Annotated in this window: 17 protein-coding genes; 10 read left to right on the top strand and 7 right to left on the bottom strand. The window is 63.0% G+C overall.

Features of this window, described 5'->3' with window-relative positions; all coding sequences use genetic code 11:
• Window positions 1-93 precede the first annotated feature (93 nt).
• Entirely contained in the window at window positions 94-726 is a 633-nt protein-coding gene (locus NKJ78_RS27440; RefSeq protein WP_023821581.1) for a LysE family translocator, read from the bottom strand.
• 134 nt (window positions 727-860) lie between these two features.
• Between NKJ78_RS27440 and rfaD the strand changes: the two genes are divergently transcribed.
• The 3 genes from rfaD to waaC are packed head-to-tail and all read left to right on the top strand — an operon-like array spanning window position 861 to window position 3,762.
• Window positions 861-1,811 carry an ADP-glyceromanno-heptose 6-epimerase gene (gene rfaD, locus NKJ78_RS27435; protein WP_352460593.1) on the top strand — a complete coding sequence of 317 codons (951 nt, stop codon included), beginning with the start codon at window positions 861-863 and terminating at the stop codon, window positions 1,809-1,811.
• Window positions 1,784-2,791: a lipopolysaccharide heptosyltransferase II gene (gene waaF / locus NKJ78_RS27430; protein ID WP_352460594.1), complete on the top strand. Its 1,008-nt coding sequence runs from the start codon at window positions 1,784-1,786 to the stop codon at window positions 2,789-2,791. Before rfaD ends, waaF begins: the two co-directional genes overlap by 28 nt.
• Window positions 2,788-3,762, top strand: a complete 975-nt coding sequence (waaC, locus tag NKJ78_RS27425) for a lipopolysaccharide heptosyltransferase I (RefSeq protein ID WP_352460595.1) — start codon at window positions 2,788-2,790, stop codon at window positions 3,760-3,762. Before waaF ends, waaC begins: the two co-directional genes overlap by 4 nt.
• 23 nt (window positions 3,763-3,785) lie before the next feature.
• Here waaC and greA read toward each other — a convergent pair whose 3' ends face one another.
• Together greA and NKJ78_RS27415 are read right to left on the bottom strand one after the other, a co-directional pair.
• Window positions 3,786-4,259, bottom strand: coding sequence for a transcription elongation factor GreA (greA, locus tag NKJ78_RS27420; protein WP_023683753.1), 474 nt, complete (start codon window positions 4,257-4,259; stop codon window positions 3,786-3,788).
• 289 nt (window positions 4,260-4,548) lie between these two features.
• Window positions 4,549-5,085 (bottom strand): tetratricopeptide repeat protein, encoded by a 537-nt coding sequence (locus tag NKJ78_RS27415; protein ID WP_023741092.1) that lies wholly within the window; start codon window positions 5,083-5,085, stop codon window positions 4,549-4,551.
• Window positions 5,086-5,314: 229 nt separating this feature from the next.
• On the opposite strand from NKJ78_RS27415, the gene NKJ78_RS27410 reads away from it, so the two are divergent.
• The 3 genes from NKJ78_RS27410 to NKJ78_RS27400 all read left to right on the top strand — a co-directional run bounded on the left by NKJ78_RS27410 (window position 5,315) and on the right by NKJ78_RS27400 (window position 7,924).
• On the top strand, window positions 5,315-5,740 hold the full coding sequence (locus NKJ78_RS27410; protein ID WP_352460596.1) for a DUF3775 domain-containing protein: 426 nt from the start codon (window positions 5,315-5,317) through the stop codon (window positions 5,738-5,740).
• A 198-nt stretch (window positions 5,741-5,938) separates the two neighbouring features.
• Window positions 5,939-7,006, top strand: coding sequence for an extensin family protein (locus tag NKJ78_RS27405; RefSeq protein ID WP_352460606.1), 1,068 nt, complete (start codon window positions 5,939-5,941; stop codon window positions 7,004-7,006).
• 132 nt (window positions 7,007-7,138) lie between these two features.
• Entirely contained in the window at window positions 7,139-7,924 is a 786-nt protein-coding gene (locus NKJ78_RS27400) for an extensin-like domain-containing protein (RefSeq protein ID WP_023737838.1), read from the top strand.
• A gap of 20 nt (window positions 7,925-7,944) precedes the next feature.
• Here NKJ78_RS27400 and NKJ78_RS27395 read toward each other — a convergent pair whose 3' ends face one another.
• Complete coding sequence (locus NKJ78_RS27395; RefSeq protein ID WP_023737837.1) at window positions 7,945-8,664, bottom strand: gamma-glutamylcyclotransferase; 720 nt, start codon at window positions 8,662-8,664, stop codon at window positions 7,945-7,947.
• A 112-nt stretch (window positions 8,665-8,776) separates the two neighbouring features.
• Between NKJ78_RS27395 and NKJ78_RS27390 the strand changes: the two genes are divergently transcribed.
• Together NKJ78_RS27390 and NKJ78_RS27385 are read left to right on the top strand one after the other, a co-directional pair.
• Entirely contained in the window at window positions 8,777-9,484 is a 708-nt protein-coding gene (locus NKJ78_RS27390) for an LssY C-terminal domain-containing protein (protein ID WP_023724930.1), read from the top strand.
• Window positions 9,485-9,554: 70 nt separating this feature from the next.
• Complete coding sequence (locus tag NKJ78_RS27385; protein WP_023683747.1) at window positions 9,555-10,865, top strand: hemolysin family protein; 1,311 nt, start codon at window positions 9,555-9,557, stop codon at window positions 10,863-10,865.
• Between the two features lie 28 nt (window positions 10,866-10,893).
• Here NKJ78_RS27385 and NKJ78_RS27380 read toward each other — a convergent pair whose 3' ends face one another.
• A complete protein-coding gene (locus NKJ78_RS27380) occupies window positions 10,894-11,772 on the bottom strand; it encodes a DMT family transporter (protein WP_050593096.1) in 879 nt (292 codons plus the stop codon).
• Window positions 11,773-12,030: 258 nt separating this feature from the next.
• On the opposite strand from NKJ78_RS27380, the gene NKJ78_RS27375 reads away from it, so the two are divergent.
• Window positions 12,031-13,326, top strand: a complete 1,296-nt coding sequence (locus NKJ78_RS27375; protein ID WP_023737835.1) for a glucoamylase family protein — start codon at window positions 12,031-12,033, stop codon at window positions 13,324-13,326.
• 165 nt (window positions 13,327-13,491) lie between these two features.
• On the opposite strand, the gene NKJ78_RS27370 is transcribed toward NKJ78_RS27375, so the two are convergent.
• On the bottom strand, window positions 13,492-14,097 hold the full coding sequence (locus tag NKJ78_RS27370; protein WP_023737834.1) for an NADPH-dependent FMN reductase: 606 nt from the start codon (window positions 14,095-14,097) through the stop codon (window positions 13,492-13,494).
• Window positions 14,098-14,186: 89 nt separating this feature from the next.
• Between NKJ78_RS27370 and NKJ78_RS27365 the strand changes: the two genes are divergently transcribed.
• Window positions 14,187-14,555, top strand: coding sequence for a winged helix-turn-helix transcriptional regulator (locus tag NKJ78_RS27365; protein ID WP_023683744.1), 369 nt, complete (start codon window positions 14,187-14,189; stop codon window positions 14,553-14,555).
• 499 nt (window positions 14,556-15,054) lie between these two features.
• Here the strand turns inward: NKJ78_RS27365 and NKJ78_RS27360 are convergent, their stop codons facing one another.
• Window positions 15,055-15,450: an acyl-CoA thioesterase gene (locus NKJ78_RS27360; RefSeq protein WP_023671995.1), complete on the bottom strand. Its 396-nt coding sequence runs from the start codon at window positions 15,448-15,450 to the stop codon at window positions 15,055-15,057.
• Window positions 15,451-15,658 lie beyond the last annotated feature (208 nt).

Below are 15,658 nucleotides of genomic sequence, written 5' to 3'. Positions count from 1 at the left end.
CAATCACGCTGAAAATTGTCAATTTACGGGCCGGATCGTTCATGGCGAAGCCGATATACCGCAAATCCGCGCAGCGCAACGTCAGGGCGGCCGTCAGCTCTTCTGCAGCGCGACGTGGACGCCCAGTCCGACCAGCACCGCCCCGCCCGCCCGCTGCATGATCCGCTGCGCACGGCTGGAGCGCTTCAGCCGGGCGATCACCATGCCTGCCAGCAACACGCAGACAATATCTGCCGAAGAGAACATTAAATTGACGATGGTGCCCAGCACGACGAATTGCAGCCACACCGGGAACCCCGCCGAGGCATCGATGAACTGTGGCAGGAACGCCATGAAGAAGATCGCCGTCTTCGGATTGAGCACTTCGACGGTGATGCTCTCGAAAAATGCGGGGCGCGCCGATTTGCGCTCGATCGCCGGCATCGCCCTGTCACCGTCCCCGCGCTTGCGGAGCAAGGACACGCCAAGCCAGATCAGATAGAGCGCGCCGATGAGCTTGACCGCCATGTAGAGCGGCGGCACCGCATGGAAGAGCACCGACAGCCCGGCGGCAGCCGCAAAGACATGGAAATAACCGCCAAGATGGATGCCAAGTGCCGCCGTCAGCCCCGACCAGCGCCCGCGCGCCATGGTCTGCGCGGCGGCATAGAGCATCGCCGGTCCTGGAATATAGGCAAAGATCGCCGTGGTGGCGAAAAACGCAATGAGCAGTTCGGTCGACGGCATTTTTTGTCCCCTAGCTTGCGGGCCTCGAATAAAGCGGGCCGCTTCGCGGTCTCACTGTGGCGTCGTGGTGCTTCATCGACAGTACGCTTGGCCTCCCTTATAAGGACCGGAATCGCAAGCAACCAGAGGCATTCATGATCATCGTCACGGGCGGGGCCGGCATGATCGGCTCCAACATCGTCGCCGCACTCAATGCCGAAGGCCATGATGACATCCTCGTCGTCGACGACCTCACCGACGGCCACAAGATCGCCAACCTGGCCGATTTGCAGATAGCCGACTATCTCGACAAGGACGAATTCTTGGCCACCTTGGAAGCCGGCGACCTAGGCCGCGTCGAGGCCGTCTTCCACCAGGGCGCCTGCTCGACCACCACGGAATGGAACGGCAAGTTCATGATGGACGTGAACTACGCCTATTCGAAACGGCTGCTGCATGCCTGCCTGTCGCTGCGCGTGCCCTTCCTCTATGCCTCCTCGGCTTCCGTCTACGGCGGCGGTTCGGAGTTTCGCGAGGACCCCGCACTTGAGCGGCCGCTCAACGTCTACGCCTATTCGAAGAAACTATTCGACGACTATGTCAGGCGCACCGTGTTCGACACCGATCATTCGCAGGTCGCCGGCCTGCGCTACTTCAACGTCTATGGCCCGCGCGAGGCGCACAAGGGCGCCATGGCCTCGGTCGCCTTCCATCTGTTCAACCAGGTCGGGCGCGGCGAAAACCCAAAGCTGTTCGGCGCCCATGACGGCTTCGGGCCTGGCGAACAGAGCCGCGACTTCATTCATGTCGGCGATGTCGCCGACGTCAATCTGTGGCTGTGGAAGCGCGGCTCGAGCGGCATCTTCAACTGCGGCACCGGCCGCGCCCAGCCGTTCCGCGCCATTGCCGAGACCGTGATCGATACGCTGGGCAAGGGCGAGATCGAGTTCATCGAATTCCCCGATCACCTCAAGGGCAGCTACCAGAGTTTTACCCAGGCTGATATGTCCCGCTTGCGCGCAGCCGGCTATAATGGGCAATTCCGCAGCGTGGAAACCGGCGTCAGAGACTATGTCGAATGGCTGAAAGCCCAACGATCCTCGTGATCGGCCCACGCTGGGTGGGCGATATGGTCATGGCTCAGTGCCTGTTCTCGGCGTTGAAGGAGCTCCATCCCAACGCCGCCATCGACGTGCTTGCCCCGGCCTGGGCGGCCCCGCTGGTCAAGCGCATGCCCGAGATTCGCCAGCAGATCGATTTCCCGCTGCAACCCGGCGCGCTCGAATTCATCATTCGCCGCCGCTTCGGCCGCCTGCTGCGCGGCCGCTACGACATGGCCTACGTCCTGCCGGGCAGTTGGAAATCGGCGCTGATCCCGTTCTTTGCCCGCATTCCGCGCCGTTTCGGCAATCTCCGGGAAATGCGCTACGGCCTGCTGACCGACATCGTGCCGCTGCCCGATGCCGTCAAACGGCGCACCGCGCAGGCCTATTTCGGTCTTGCCCAGGGTGGCCATTTCCGGGCGCCGCACCTGACCGTCGATGGCGGCAATCAGAAAGAGTTGCTCGCTCGCTTCGACCTGCAGCCGGGAAAATTCGTCGCCATGATGCCCGGCGCCGAATTCGGTCCGGCCAAACGCTGGCCTAGCGAAAGCTATGCCCGCCTCGCCGGAGAGATGATGGCGAAAGGATTCGAGGTCGCGTTGTTCGGCTCGAAGAACGATCGCGACGTCACCGCCGAGATCGCAGCACTCGCGCCCGGTGTCGTCGATCTGGCAGGAAAGACGCGGCTGGAGGACGCCATCGACCTGATCGCCGCGGCCAGGCTGGCGGTGTCCAACGACAGCGGGCTGATGCATGTCGCGGCCGCCGTCGGCACGCCGGTCGTTGCCGTCTACGGTTCGACCTCGCCGGAAAACACGCCGCCGTTGGCTGAACAGCGCGAACTGATCTGGTTGCATCTGTCCTGTTCGCCCTGCCACCGGAAGATCTGCCCGCTCGGCCACCTCAACTGCCTGAAGACGCTGGACGTTGCCCAAGTGGCAGCGGCGGCGGACAGGTTGCTGGAACTCCCGGCCGCCGCATGAAGGTTTTGATCGTCAAGACCTCCTCGATGGGCGACGTCACCCACACCTTCCCCGCCGTCGAAGATGCACGCCGCAAGCGCCCCGATATCGCCTTCGACTGGTGCGTCGAAGAAGCCTTTGCCGGCATCGTCGCGCTGCATCCGGCGATCCGAACCATCCAAAAGGTGGCGATCCGGCGCTGGCGCAAGCAACTTTTCGACAGCGGTACATGGCGCGAGATAGCCGGCCTGCGCCGGGAAATGCACGTGGGCCAGTACGATCTGGTTATCGATGCGCAAGGGTTATTAAAGTCGGCCTTTGTCGCCTCCCAGGCCGGCGCGCCGGTTGTCGGTTTCGACCGCGCAAGCGCGCGGGAGCCCTCGGCAACGTTGTTTTACCAGCGCAAATACGCCGTGCCGCGCAACCTGCACGCCATCGAACGCACGCGCCGGCTGTTCGGGCTGGCGCTGGGCTACGAGCCCGATCTTTCGGCGCTCGCATCCGGGATTGTGCCGCCTCCCGGCGGCCTGGCCGGCATCGACGGCAAGACGGCCTTCCTGCTGCACGGCACCAGCCGCGAGGACAAGAAATGGCCCGCCGAAGACTGGATCGAAACGGCTCGCCTGCTGGTTGGTAGCGGAATGACGCCGGTCACCACCTGGTCGAACGAGCGTGAGAAGGCGGTGGCCAAGGCGATCGCAAAAGCCGTGCCGCCAACGATCGTGGTGCCGAGATCGCCGCTGGCAGACATTGCCGCGATCCTTGGCCGCTCGACGCTGGTTATCGGCGCCGACACCGGTCTGACCCACCTCGCCAGCGCCTTCGGCCTGCCGACGGTCGCGGTGTTCCTGGCGACCGAGCCGGGTTTGACCGGCCCGCGCGGGCAATATGCCTCAACGTTGCTGGCCACATCGGGGGAGCGCCTCGTGCCGGCACAGGTGGTGTCGGAAGCAGAAAAGCTATTAGCCCTTAAGCTCCAAGCTGCGGCATAGGACCTTCCAGAAATTCTGAGGTGCTAGATAAATTGCACCTGGACGATCTCGTAACCCCTGGCGCCGCCAGGGGCGTTGACCTCGATGGCGTCGCCGACTTCCTTGCCGATCAGCGCGCGCGCGATCGGCGAGGAGATCGAAATACGGCCCGACTTCACATCCGCTTCCTGGTCGCCGACGATCTGGTAGGTCTTCTTTTCCTCGGTGTCCTCGTCGACCAGCACCACCGTGGCGCCGAACTTGACCTTGTCGCCGCTAAGCTTGGTGACGTCGATCACCTCGGCCCGAGCAATATAGTCTTCCAGTTCGTTGACACGGCCCTCATTGAGGCTCTGCGCCTCTTTGGCGGCATGATATTCGGCATTTTCGGACAGGTCGCCATGCGAGCGCGCTTCGGAGATCGCCTCGATGATACGCGGCCGCTCTTGCTGCTGGCGCCAGCGCAGTTCTTCCTTCAATGACGCGAACCCCTCGCCTGTCATCGGGACCTTGTTCATGATGCCTGACCTTTCCTGCCGCCACCCCCGCATTTCGGGGAAAGCCTTGTCGATGGGTATAAAAAGAAAACGGGTCCGGCAGCCTCGGGCTAACGGAACCGTTTCACCGCAGTTTTCCCCAATATAGCGATCCTCGCGCGTTTTTCACGCTGAAAAAGCAGGCTTTTTGAAAAATCATGAGCCGATTGTCCAATTGTCGTTACGGCACGTGCAGCGTGTTGCAGTTGCGACAACCAAAAAACCGACTGCGATTGCTCGCAGCCGGCCCAGAGAAGCCGTTGGGGTTGGGTCAGCTTCTCATGAAATGGTAGATCTGTTCGGCCAGCATGCCGTATTCGCGGGAACCTTTGCCGGTCCGCTTCTCGATCTCGGCCAGCTGCGCCTGGGCGCCGGCCAGATCGCCGATCTGCAGATGGGCCTCGCCGAGATATTCGCGCACCAGCGTGTAATCCGGGTTGATGCGGAGCGCTTCCTCGTAATAGCCGAGGCCGACGGTGACACGGCCGGAATGGCGATGCGAATAGCCGAGATAGTTGAGGATGCGTGGATCCTGCTTGTTGGCGGCAAGGCTGAGCACGGCGATCGCCTCATCATAACGCCCGGCCATGGCCAGGTCGTGACCAGCATCGTAGATGTTGTCGTCGTCCAGCATGCCGTACTTCGGCGCGACGCATTTCTGCTTTTTCTTGTCCCAGACCTGCCCCTTCTTGCACTGGGTGGTGGTCTCGGTACCACCGCCACCGCCGCCGGCCGCAAACACCGGAACCGCAAAGAACTGCAGCGCCACAAGCGCCGCAGCCGCCTGGATCAACACTCTTTTATGCATCGAAGCCTCCTTGAGGGATAATGACGATCTTGAGGGAAAATGACGATAATGAAAAGCTAACGCCGGGATGCAGACTTTTCATCCCGGAAACCCGCAGCCGCCGAAACTATTTGTGCGGCCGTGCCTAACCTGAATTCGGTCAAAGGCGGGAGCCAGGGATCAGAACATGACGTGACGCGCGCTGCAAATCCGCTATCATTCGGGAAATGATCAGCGGGGGTGCCCGAGAGTGCAACAGCGCCGTGAGCGGGAATGGGAGCTATCGATCGGCCCGGACACCGTGCGCCTGTTCATTCTCAAGGCAAAGGGACTGAGTGCTGCCGTCAACGAAGACTATGCCGACGATGCCGAGCATGAGGTCGAGCTCGATGGTGAATCACATGCCAATCACCACCATGACGGTCTGGCGGAGGAAAGCGCGGAAGACCTCACCGAGGAAGAGCTGCGCGAGCTGATCAACGACCTCAACGTCGACGAAGCGGCCGAGTTGATCGCGCTGGCCTGGGTCGGCCGCGGCGACTATGACGCAGCGGAATGGTCCGATGCGGTTGCCGCTGCGCGCGACCGCGCCAACAAGCGCACGGCGAAATACCTGCTCGGCATGCCGCTTTTGGCCGACTGGCTGGAAGAAGGGCTGGAAGCGATTGGCGCGTAACGACGTCGTTACCGTTCGTGATGGGCCGCAGGCAACCTCCGGGCGCTCGCGCCGTTGAGGACGATGGGGTCTGTTGTACTTTCCCGAACATGCAGGGTTGCACTGGTCATGGTCGTCACGGCTCTGCTGCTGACGCCCCTGCTGACGCAAGCCGACGCCAAACAGCGCAAGAAGCATTACACGCCGCTGTCACAGCGGTTGGAGCAGCTGTTTTCACCGCGGGTCGACTCGCATCCTAAGCCGCGCAGCAAACACCGCCAGAAGCCCAGGCCACAGCGGCACATCACGCCAAAGCAGGTGGAACAAAAGACCCCGGATAAAGAGCCCTCGCCCGCCGATGTTCCGGTGCAGCCCTCGCGCGTTGTCCCGCTGCCCGAGGCGCGTCCTTCAGAGGCGCCGAAGACCGGCGCGGCACCGACAAAGGCCGAAGGTGCGAACCCCCTTGGCGCGCCCAACCGGTCCAATGACGATCGATTCAACGAAGAAAAGTCCCGTTTGAAAAAGCAGGCGCGGCCCGGACCGTCAGCCCCGAAGCCGTCGACCGATAAGCAAAGCGAGCCCGAGCCGCCGGCCGCGGTGCCGATTCCGACACAAAAGCCAGACACTTCGGAACCTGAAGCTCAGCCGCTGGCCGTTGCTCCGCAACCACCTGAAAAACCCGATGCCGGCGACAAGAAGATGCTGCCCGATGCGCGCTCGGCCGATGTGCCCGATGCAAAAATGCCGGCGGCGGAAGTCGCCTGTCGCGAGCGGCTGACGGCCCTTGGTGTCGAATTCGAGGAGCATAAGGCGGAAAGCAATCCCGACATCGGCTGCTCGATCCCCTATCCCCTGGTGCTGAAGTCGCTCGGAAAATCCATCGCCATCGGCCCCGCGACCGAACTCAACTGCCCAATGGCCGAGGCTGCAGCCCGCTTTGCCGCCGAAATCATACAGCCGGCGGCGAAAGCCGAGTTCGGAGCTGACCTGAAATCGATTAACCAGGCATCGGCCTTTGTCTGCCGGCCGCGCAACGGCACGCGCCATCTGTCGGAACATGCCTTCGGCAACGCGCTCGATATTGCCAGCTTCACGTTGTCGGATGGCAGAAAGGTCGAAGTCGGTCCAACGCCGCCCGAGAAGGACGGCAAATTCCTCAATGCGGTGCGCAAGGCCGCCTGCGGACCGTTCAACACCGTGCTTGGACCGGGCGCGGACCCGGACCATTCCCTGCATTTCCATCTCGATCTCGAACCGCGCCGGAATGGTGGCACTTTCTGCCAGTAATGGCCCTCCAGTGATCGTCATGCCGGTGATGGTCTGGCTGCCGCATTTCGGCCGCAGGCATGAACGGGAACGCTGAGTTTTCCTTTACCCTTGATCGTTAAAATCCCACCGATCAAGGACAGGATTCCGCCCATGGCCGCAATATTTCGCGCCGCGAAGGCAAAAAGCGCAGCGATACTGGCCACCGGTCTTGCGCTGGCCGCCGTTTCGGCTTGCAACACTGGCAGCGTGCTGTCGCTGCAGCCGGCCGTCGATGTCGGCTCGCAGACCGCGGCCGTGCCGCAATATGAAGGCATGCAGAAGCTCGTCCCGTCCAATCCCTATATGACTGCCGCCTATCCGCGCATGGACGAGCCGATGTCGGAGCCGCAGCAGATGCCGGCCAGCGAAACCGATTGCCGTGGCGAGCTGAAGCGCCTTCGCGTCGTCTACACCGATGTCCAGCCGATCCATGAGGGACAGTGCGGCATAGACTGGCCGGTCAAGGTCTCCGCCATCGGCGGCATCCAGATGAAGCCCGCCGCGACATTGACCTGCGACATGGCCGCAAGTTTCGCCGCCTGGACCAGCAACGAACTGGTTCCTTCCGCCCGCTGGCGCTATTTCTCGGGCGTCAAGACCATCCACCAGGGCTCGAGCTATTCCTGCCGCAACATCGCCGGCGAAGGTGTCCTGTCCGAGCACGGCAAGGGCAACGCCCTCGACGTCATGAGCATCGAGCTCAACAACGGCGACGACATCGACGTGCGCAAGCCCGGCCTGTTTGCCTTCCGCACCCGCGGCTTCCTCAACAATGTGCGTGCCGACGGCTGCCAGTATTTCACCACCGTGCTCGGTCCCGGCTACAATTACGATCACCGCAACCATTTCCATTTCGACATCAAGAACCGCAAAAGCGGCTACCGCGCCTGCCGCTAAGGCGTTTCACCGTTCAGAAATCAGTCGGGATTGGCGTTCCCGGTGGAAGCGATGATTTGCTCGGCCACCAGATCCTGGATGCGCCAAAGGTTCCTGTCGCGGATACCGCTCTCTTCCAACTTGCTGACGGTTCGGAACAGGTATTGAGCCGACGAGCCCCAATGCCCGGCAGCCCGCGCCAGCGTGTCGGCAACCTGCTCCAATGGCAGCCGGCCGGCATAGGCCCTGCCGTCTGGCGCGGCGACGAAAGCCAAGGCCCGCAACGGCCCATCCTTGGTCTTGACCTTGATCCAGCATGGCACGTTAGTCGGCGGATTGGCATCGATCTCGCGGCGCATCAACTGGCCAAGTTGCCCGACATGGTCTTCCGCGGGCAGCCGATAGACGATGCCGTTGCAGCTGCCGCCTCGATCGAGCGCCAGCATCAGCGCCGGCAAATCACGGGTTCCGCGCCAACGGGTCAGCGTCAGGCAGAACGAGCGGTGCCATCCTGGCGCCGTGGCCGGGCGCTGCTCGACATGGGCAAATTCGGGGTTCCAGATCAGCGACCCGTAGGCAAAGACCCATAGCGCTTCAGGCCGATGCTCCGACAGAAGTTGCTCGACAAGACTATCGAACTCCGCGTCTGTATGCTCGGTTGTTCCGGGCTCGGGACCCGGATCCGGTTCGACACGCTCCACCCTTGCGACAAGGTCCGCGGTCAATGCCATCGAGCTGCGACCCACCGGCTTCTTATCCATTGCTGCTCACCCCCCGCAAAAACGATGGCCGACGATAGAACGGCTGCTCGCCGCTGGCCATTGATTTCCAGGGTCCGTCAGGCACAGATACCGCACGGATCGAGCCGCTTTCATGAGCCGACGAAGCCTGCAACGACGCGCATTGACCTGGCTCGCCGCTCTTCTGGCGGTCTGGCTGGCCCTCGCCTATGTCGCTGCGCCGGAATTCTGGACGGTTCGCGACCGCGGCTTTCGCACGCAGACTTTCGAGATGGTGACACACACGCCGCAAGGCATTCCGGGCGACCCGATCAATATCGGCCTTGTCGGTACCGAAAAAGAGATGATCCATGCCTTCGCCATGGCCGGATGGGATACGGCCGATGGCGTGACGCTAAAGACCGCGATCGAAATCGGTGAGAGCGTGCTGTTCGATCATCCCTATCCTGACGCCCCGGTCAGCCGGCTGCTGTTCGAAGGCCGCGCCCAGGATCTCGCCTTCGAAAAGCCGGTCGGCGGCAGCGCCGACCGGCGCCATCATGTCCGCTTCTGGCGCAGCGATGCGACCGGCGACGACGGCCGAACGCTCTGGATGGGCTCGGCCAGCTTCGACCGCGGCGTTGGTCTCAGCCACGATACCGGCGCCATCACCCACCATATCGCCCCTGACATCGACGCCGAGCGCGATCTCGTGATCCACGACCTGTCGGCGGCCGGCATGGTGATCTCGGTGAGCGACATCCCGGGCATCGGCGCCACCAGGACCGGACGCAACGGCGGCGGCGATCCCTATTTCACCGACGGCAAGGCTGTTGTCGGGGTGCTCAGGCAATTCCCCTGAACCACTGTCATTTTCCAAAAATCATCGCGGACTATTTTCCTGCGGCCCGCCGCAATGCTATTGAGCCCTGATGCTATACGTCGAAATCGCCACCGTGGTCGTCCTCATCTGTGTGAACGGCCTTCTGTCGATGTCCGAGCTCGCCATCGTGTCGTCGCGCCCGGCGCGGCTCAAGGCGATGATCGACCGCGGCGTTAATGGCGCCGGGCGTGCGCTGACGCTCGGCTCCAATCCCGGCAAATTCCTGTCGTCAGTGCAGATCGGCATCACTCTGGTCGGCGTGCTGTCGGGCGCCTTCTCCGGCGCCACGCTGGGCGACAGGCTGTCGGTGTACCTGGCCTCGACCGGCATGCGCGAAAACATCGCCGATCCGCTCGGCGTCGGCATTGTCGTTGCGATCATCACCTATTTCTCGCTGATCGTCGGCGAACTGGTGCCCAAGCAGATCGCGCTGCGCGATCCCGAGCGTGTTGCGGCCCGCGCAGCGCCTGCGATGACCATCCTCGCCACCGTCTCAGCGCCGCTGGTGTTCCTGCTCGACATTTCCGGCCGCGCCATATTGTGGTTGCTCGGCCAGCGCGGCGAGAGCGAGGAAAAAGTCACCGACGAAGAGATCAAGATGCTGGTCGCCGAGGCCGAGCACCACGGCACCATCGAATCTGACGAGCGGCGCATGATCGCCGGCGTCATGCGGCTCGGCGATCGCGCCGTGCGCGCCGTGATGACGCCGCGCACCGAGGTCGACTGGATCAACTTGCAGTCCGATGAGGGTGCCATCCGCAAGCTCTTGATGGAGACCCAGCATTCGCGCCTGCCGGCCGGCGACGGCGGCGTCGACGTCATGGTTGGCGTTGTTCAGACGCGCGACGTGCTGGCCGCCCTGCTCGCCGGCCGCGCACTCGATCCGCGCAAGCATGTGCGCGCCGCCCCCATCGTCTACGACCAGGCCGACGCGCTGGATGTGCTGCAGAAGCTGAAGGAATCCGACGTGCCGATGGCGCTGGTGCATGACGAATACGGCCATTTCGAAGGGATCGTCACACCTGCCGACATTCTCGAGGCCATCACCGGCGTCTTCCGGGCCGATACCGACGCCGGCGACGAGGAAAACGCCGTCAAGCGCGAGGACGGCTCATGGCTGCTCGCGGGATACATGCAAGCCGACGAGATGGCTGACGTTCTCGGTATCGACCTGCCGGAAAATCGCGACTACGAGACCGTCGCCGGTTATGTGCTGTCGCACATGCACCATCTGCCGGCGACCGGCGAATGCGTCGACGCGCAAGGCTGGCGTTTCGAGGTCGTCGACCTCGACGGCCGCCGCATCGACAAGCTGATCGCCACCCGGCTGCCCAGCGGCCATCGCGAAGTGGTGCGTTGACACTCTGCCGTCAAAGCGAATAGCGCCCTCAGACCGCGGCTTCGATCGGTTCGGCAAGCTTCGGATTGGAGCGCGAGGCGATCAGGCAACTGGCCACGATCAGGGCCGCTCCAGCCAGCGTGGTCCAGGTCGCCGCCTCGTCGAAGAACAGCCAGCCAAACACGATCGCCCAGATGAAGGCAGAATACTCCGTCGGGATCAGATATTGCGCTTCGGCCCGCGCGTAGGACCAGCTCATCAGGAACTGCCCGGAGAGCGACAGCGCCGTCACCCCGGCCAGCGGAAGCCAGAGATTGCCCGGCAGGGCAACCGCGAGCCAGGGAGCGGCGGGGAGAAGGACGGCGGCAACGCACAGGTTCTGGAACAGCATGATCTCGACTGGCTTGGCCACCAGCGCCTGCCGCCGCGAGAGGATCAGATTGTAGGCGTAGAACACCGTCGATGCGAGCACCGCCACCGTGCCAAGCAGGGCATCCCCGGTATAATTCCCTTGCCCGAACTGTCCGGCCATGATGATGACGACGCCGGCGATGCCCGCCAGCGACGCCCAGATCGCCTGGCGCTGTATGCGTTCGCCCAAAAGCAGCGCCGCCAGCAGGAGAGCGAACAGCGGCGCGACGAAACTAAGCCCGATCCCATCCGCCAGCGGCAATCTGGCAAGGCCCCAGAAGAACGACAGCAGAACGATGCCCACGACCACGGCGCGCAGCGCGTGTAGCCGCAGCACGGAAGGCGTGGGAAGGGAACGCGGCCCCGCCGCCCAGGCCGTGCCCGCGACCACGCTCGCAAGCATGCTTCGCCACAGCACCGTGTTGTAGACACCGACGGCGATCACCAGGATTTTCATCGCCGCATCCATGGCGGACAGAAGGAAGATCGCAAGTGCACAGATCAGCACCGGGGTCATGGGGGAAACGACGCCTGACAGGCTGGGTGACTTCACGGGGCATGCTCATGTGATGGATCGCAGCCGGATATATCAGGGGAGGACGGCCGGGCCAGATGGCAGGGCCGTGCATATGGCGGTCCAACCGATCTTCGCAGCCCCTCGATTTGAATTCGGTGCGTCGGCAGCGCCTTTCGCTATCGGCCCCAGCCTGCCCTCACCCATGATTGATCCGCTGGAAGAATGGCAAAAGCAGCCAAAGCCTCTATATCGATTGTCATGGATGCATCGAACGAACACGCGCTAAACGACGAGCTTCTCCAAGATATCCAGCGCCTGTCCTTCGAGTATTTTCTCAACGAGGCCAACCCTGCCAACGGCCTGGTCGCCGACCGCAACACGCAGGCGTCGCCTGCCAGCATAGCCGCCGTCGGGCTCGCTTTGTCGTCCTATCCCGTCGGTGTCGATCGCGGTTTCATGACGCGCGATGCCGCAATCGAACGGACGCTCGCCACGCTTCGCTTCTTCTGGAACTCCCCGCACGGGCCGGAGCCCGATGCCACCGGCTACAGGGGTTTCTACTATCATTTCCTCGACATGAAGACCGGCCGCCGCGTCTGGAATTGCGAACTGTCCACGATCGATACCGCCCTTTTGCTTGCCGGTGTTCTGGCCGCCGGCGCTTATTTCGACGAGGACGATGAGCTCGAACTGGAAATCCGCCAGCTTGCCGATGCGCTCTACCGCCGTGCCGACTGGCGCTGGGCGCAGAACGGCGGCGCCACCGTCACCCATGGCTGGCGGCCTGGAAAAGGCTTTCTCCGCTACCGCTGGGAAGGATTTGACGAGGCGCTGATCCTGTACGTCCTGGGTCTCGGTTCGCCGACCCACTCGCTAACTCCCGAGAGCTACGCGGCCTGGCTGTCCACTTACAAATGGAAGACCATCTACGGCCGCGAGATGGTCTATGCCGGCCCGCTTTTCATCCACCAGTTCTCGCATATCTGGATCGATTTTCGCGACATCCGCGATGCCTTCATGCGCGATCACGACCGGGACTATTTCGAAAACAGCCGCCAGGCGACGTATCTGCAGCGCGATTACGCAATCCGCAATCCGAGGGGGTTCGCGGGCTATGGCGAGAATTGCTGGGGCGTCACCGCCAGCGACGGCCCAGGTCCGATCGCGCGGCGAGCCGATGGACGCCGCTTCTTCGGTTATCTCGCCCGCGGCGCACCGTTTGGCCCCGATGACGGCACGCTGTCGCCATGGGCGGCAATCGCCTCCTTGCCTTTTGCGCCGGAAATCGTGCTGCCGGCGCTGCGCCATTTCCACGAGATGGACCTGCGCGACGGCAACCCTTACGGCTTCACCGCGAGCTTCAACCCGACGATCGCTGCCGACGACGGCCGCGCCTGCGGTTGGGTATCGCCGGACCATGTCGGCATCAACCAGGGGCCGATCGCCCTGATGATCGAGAACTACCGGTCCGACTTCCTGTGGCGATTGATGCGCCGCGTGCCGGCCATCACCACAGGACTGCGCCGGGCCGGGTTTTCCGGCGGTTGGCTGTGACAGGCGGCGATCCTTCGCGCGGGATCGTCAAGGCATCAGCGCGACCTTGCCGGTCCGACTCCACCATCCGGCCAAGGGAGCCGAGAGCGCCTCTTCACGTGAATGAAAAAGGGCGGCGCAAACGCCGCCCTTTGGAAAAATCATCGATCCTTGGGAGGATAAGGCTCAGGCCGCCTGGGCTTCGCCGGCAATCGCGTCGGCCTGACGCGCTGCCTTGAGCACGCGGGCCCACCAGGCAACGTCGTTGACCAGCGCCGTGGCAGCCTGGTTCAGATGCTCGATCTCCTCGAGCTTCTTCTCGCCATGGCGCACCGCCAGGAAATCGCTCCAGGCAATGTGAACGGCGGATTTGACCGGCGCCATCTGCAATTCGACCGCGGCAAGACGCAAATGTTCGACAGCGCGCGAGCCGCCGACGCTGCCATAGCCGACGAAACCGGCCGGCTTCTTGTTCCATTCATTGGCGGCGTAATCGATGGCGTTCTTCAGCACGGCCGTCGGGCCATGATTGTATTCGGCGGCGGTGAAGATGAAGCCGTCGAATTCGGCGACCTTCTTTTGCCAGCGCTGGGCAACTTCGTTCTGCGACGGCGCCCAGGCGGACGAGGCGACCTCGTCGAAGAAGGGCAGCGGCCAGTCGCGCAGGTCGACGGTCTCGACGTCGATGTCGGCATGAGATTTCGCGATCTTGGCGATCCACTGGGCGGGCACATCGGCGAAACGCGCGGCGCGTGTCGAACCGACGACGATGGCGATTTTGGGCTTGGACATGGGGCTCTCCATATATGCAGAAGCTGGTATCGTTTGGATACCGGCGCTATATGAGATACTGACAAATGGCAGCGCAAGGAGGCACCGTTATGTTACTGAGGCACCCGCACAACACCGAAGACTGCCGCGCCGTCTCGGAAATCCTGCAGCGCGTCGGCGACAAATGGACCGTTCTGGTCGTCGGCAAGCTGGGCGGCGGACCGCTGCGTTTCAATGAGTTGCGCGCCGCTGTCGGCGGCATTTCGCAGAAGATGCTGACCACCACCTTGCGCGGTCTTGAGCGCGACGGCTTCGTCACCCGAACCGTGTTCCCGACCATCCCGCCACGCGTCGACTATGAGCTGACGGAGCTCGGCCATGAGCTGCTGGTGCCGGTCGGCGCGCTCGGCGAATGGGCGCGGAAGAACACCTCGCGGGTCCAGGCGGCGCGTGAAAGATTCGATGGCGTGCACGCCTGAAAACCGTTGCCCAGCAATAGTTTACGGATTTTGCCGTCGACGACGCGTACCCGGGTTTAACTGGATCCGCCCGTGCATCGTTGGTCACGCCATCGCGACATAGCTGCAGCGTTTCGTTCGCCGGCGCATCATCATTTTGAGGCTGACGAGGTCTTCCGCTGACGGGCCCTCAGGCACTTTGACGCAGGGTTGCTGCAACACACTGCGCCGCACGTCTCTACCCTTGCAGACCGCTGGGCAGTCCGCTCGTTGCCAACGGTCCGGTCGTGCGTGCAGGCGACGCTTGGAAGCTCTTTCCTGATCTCGGTATAAGCGGTCGTGCCAAGCACGCAGATCACCGCGAGGGCCGCCACGAGCCAGCCGTTCAGCATGTGTTGACGCATTGTCTTCCCTCCGCCGCCCGCAGAATCGGATGTGGAAGGCAACCATTGGATGTCGCGCAGCGCATCGCCCGCGCGGGGGATGTTACATAAGCGCAAGCTTGGCAGAATCGACGATGTCAACTTTCGGTTGGAATCGGCTTCGGCTTGCCGTCGCTATCCAGCGCCACCATGACGAAATCGGCGTGGGTGACCTTCTCCATCAGGTCGGAGAGGTAGCGTTGCGCCCAGGCCTCGACCTTGAGCGTCATGGAGGTGCGGCCGACGCGCTCGACATGGGTGTAGATGCACAGCGTGTCGCCGATCTTCATCGCCTTGGCGAAGGACATTTCCTTGACAGCCGCCGTCACCACGCGACCCTTGGCCCGCTCGGCCGCACGGATGCCGCAGGCAAGATCCATCTGCGCCATCACCCAACCGCCAAAGATGTCGCCGGCCGCATTTGCATCGGCCGGCATGGCGAGCGTACGCAAGGTCAGATCACCGATCGGCCGTCCGTCCGCGTAATGCACCATCCGAGATTCCCCTGAAGCGATAGCCCTTGATCCCGTAGCGTCATGGACCCAAGAGGTCAACGCGACGGGCGAGGCTCCCGGCGCAATGTCGGTTCCATGGTGGCTTTTCCGACCAGGCGTCTCACGGTCGCTTTTTTCACAAGCCATGCCGGAAGCCGCAGGGGCGCGGCCAAGCCGTCGCGGATAGGCTGCGCTCAGTTTTGCGGAG

This window comes from Mesorhizobium sp. M0037, from assembly GCF_040323635.1.
Taxonomy (GTDB): domain Bacteria; phylum Pseudomonadota; class Alphaproteobacteria; order Rhizobiales; family Rhizobiaceae; genus Mesorhizobium.
Note: the sequence above shows the minus strand (reverse complement) of the source record. Positions and strands in the feature narration are given on the sequence as shown.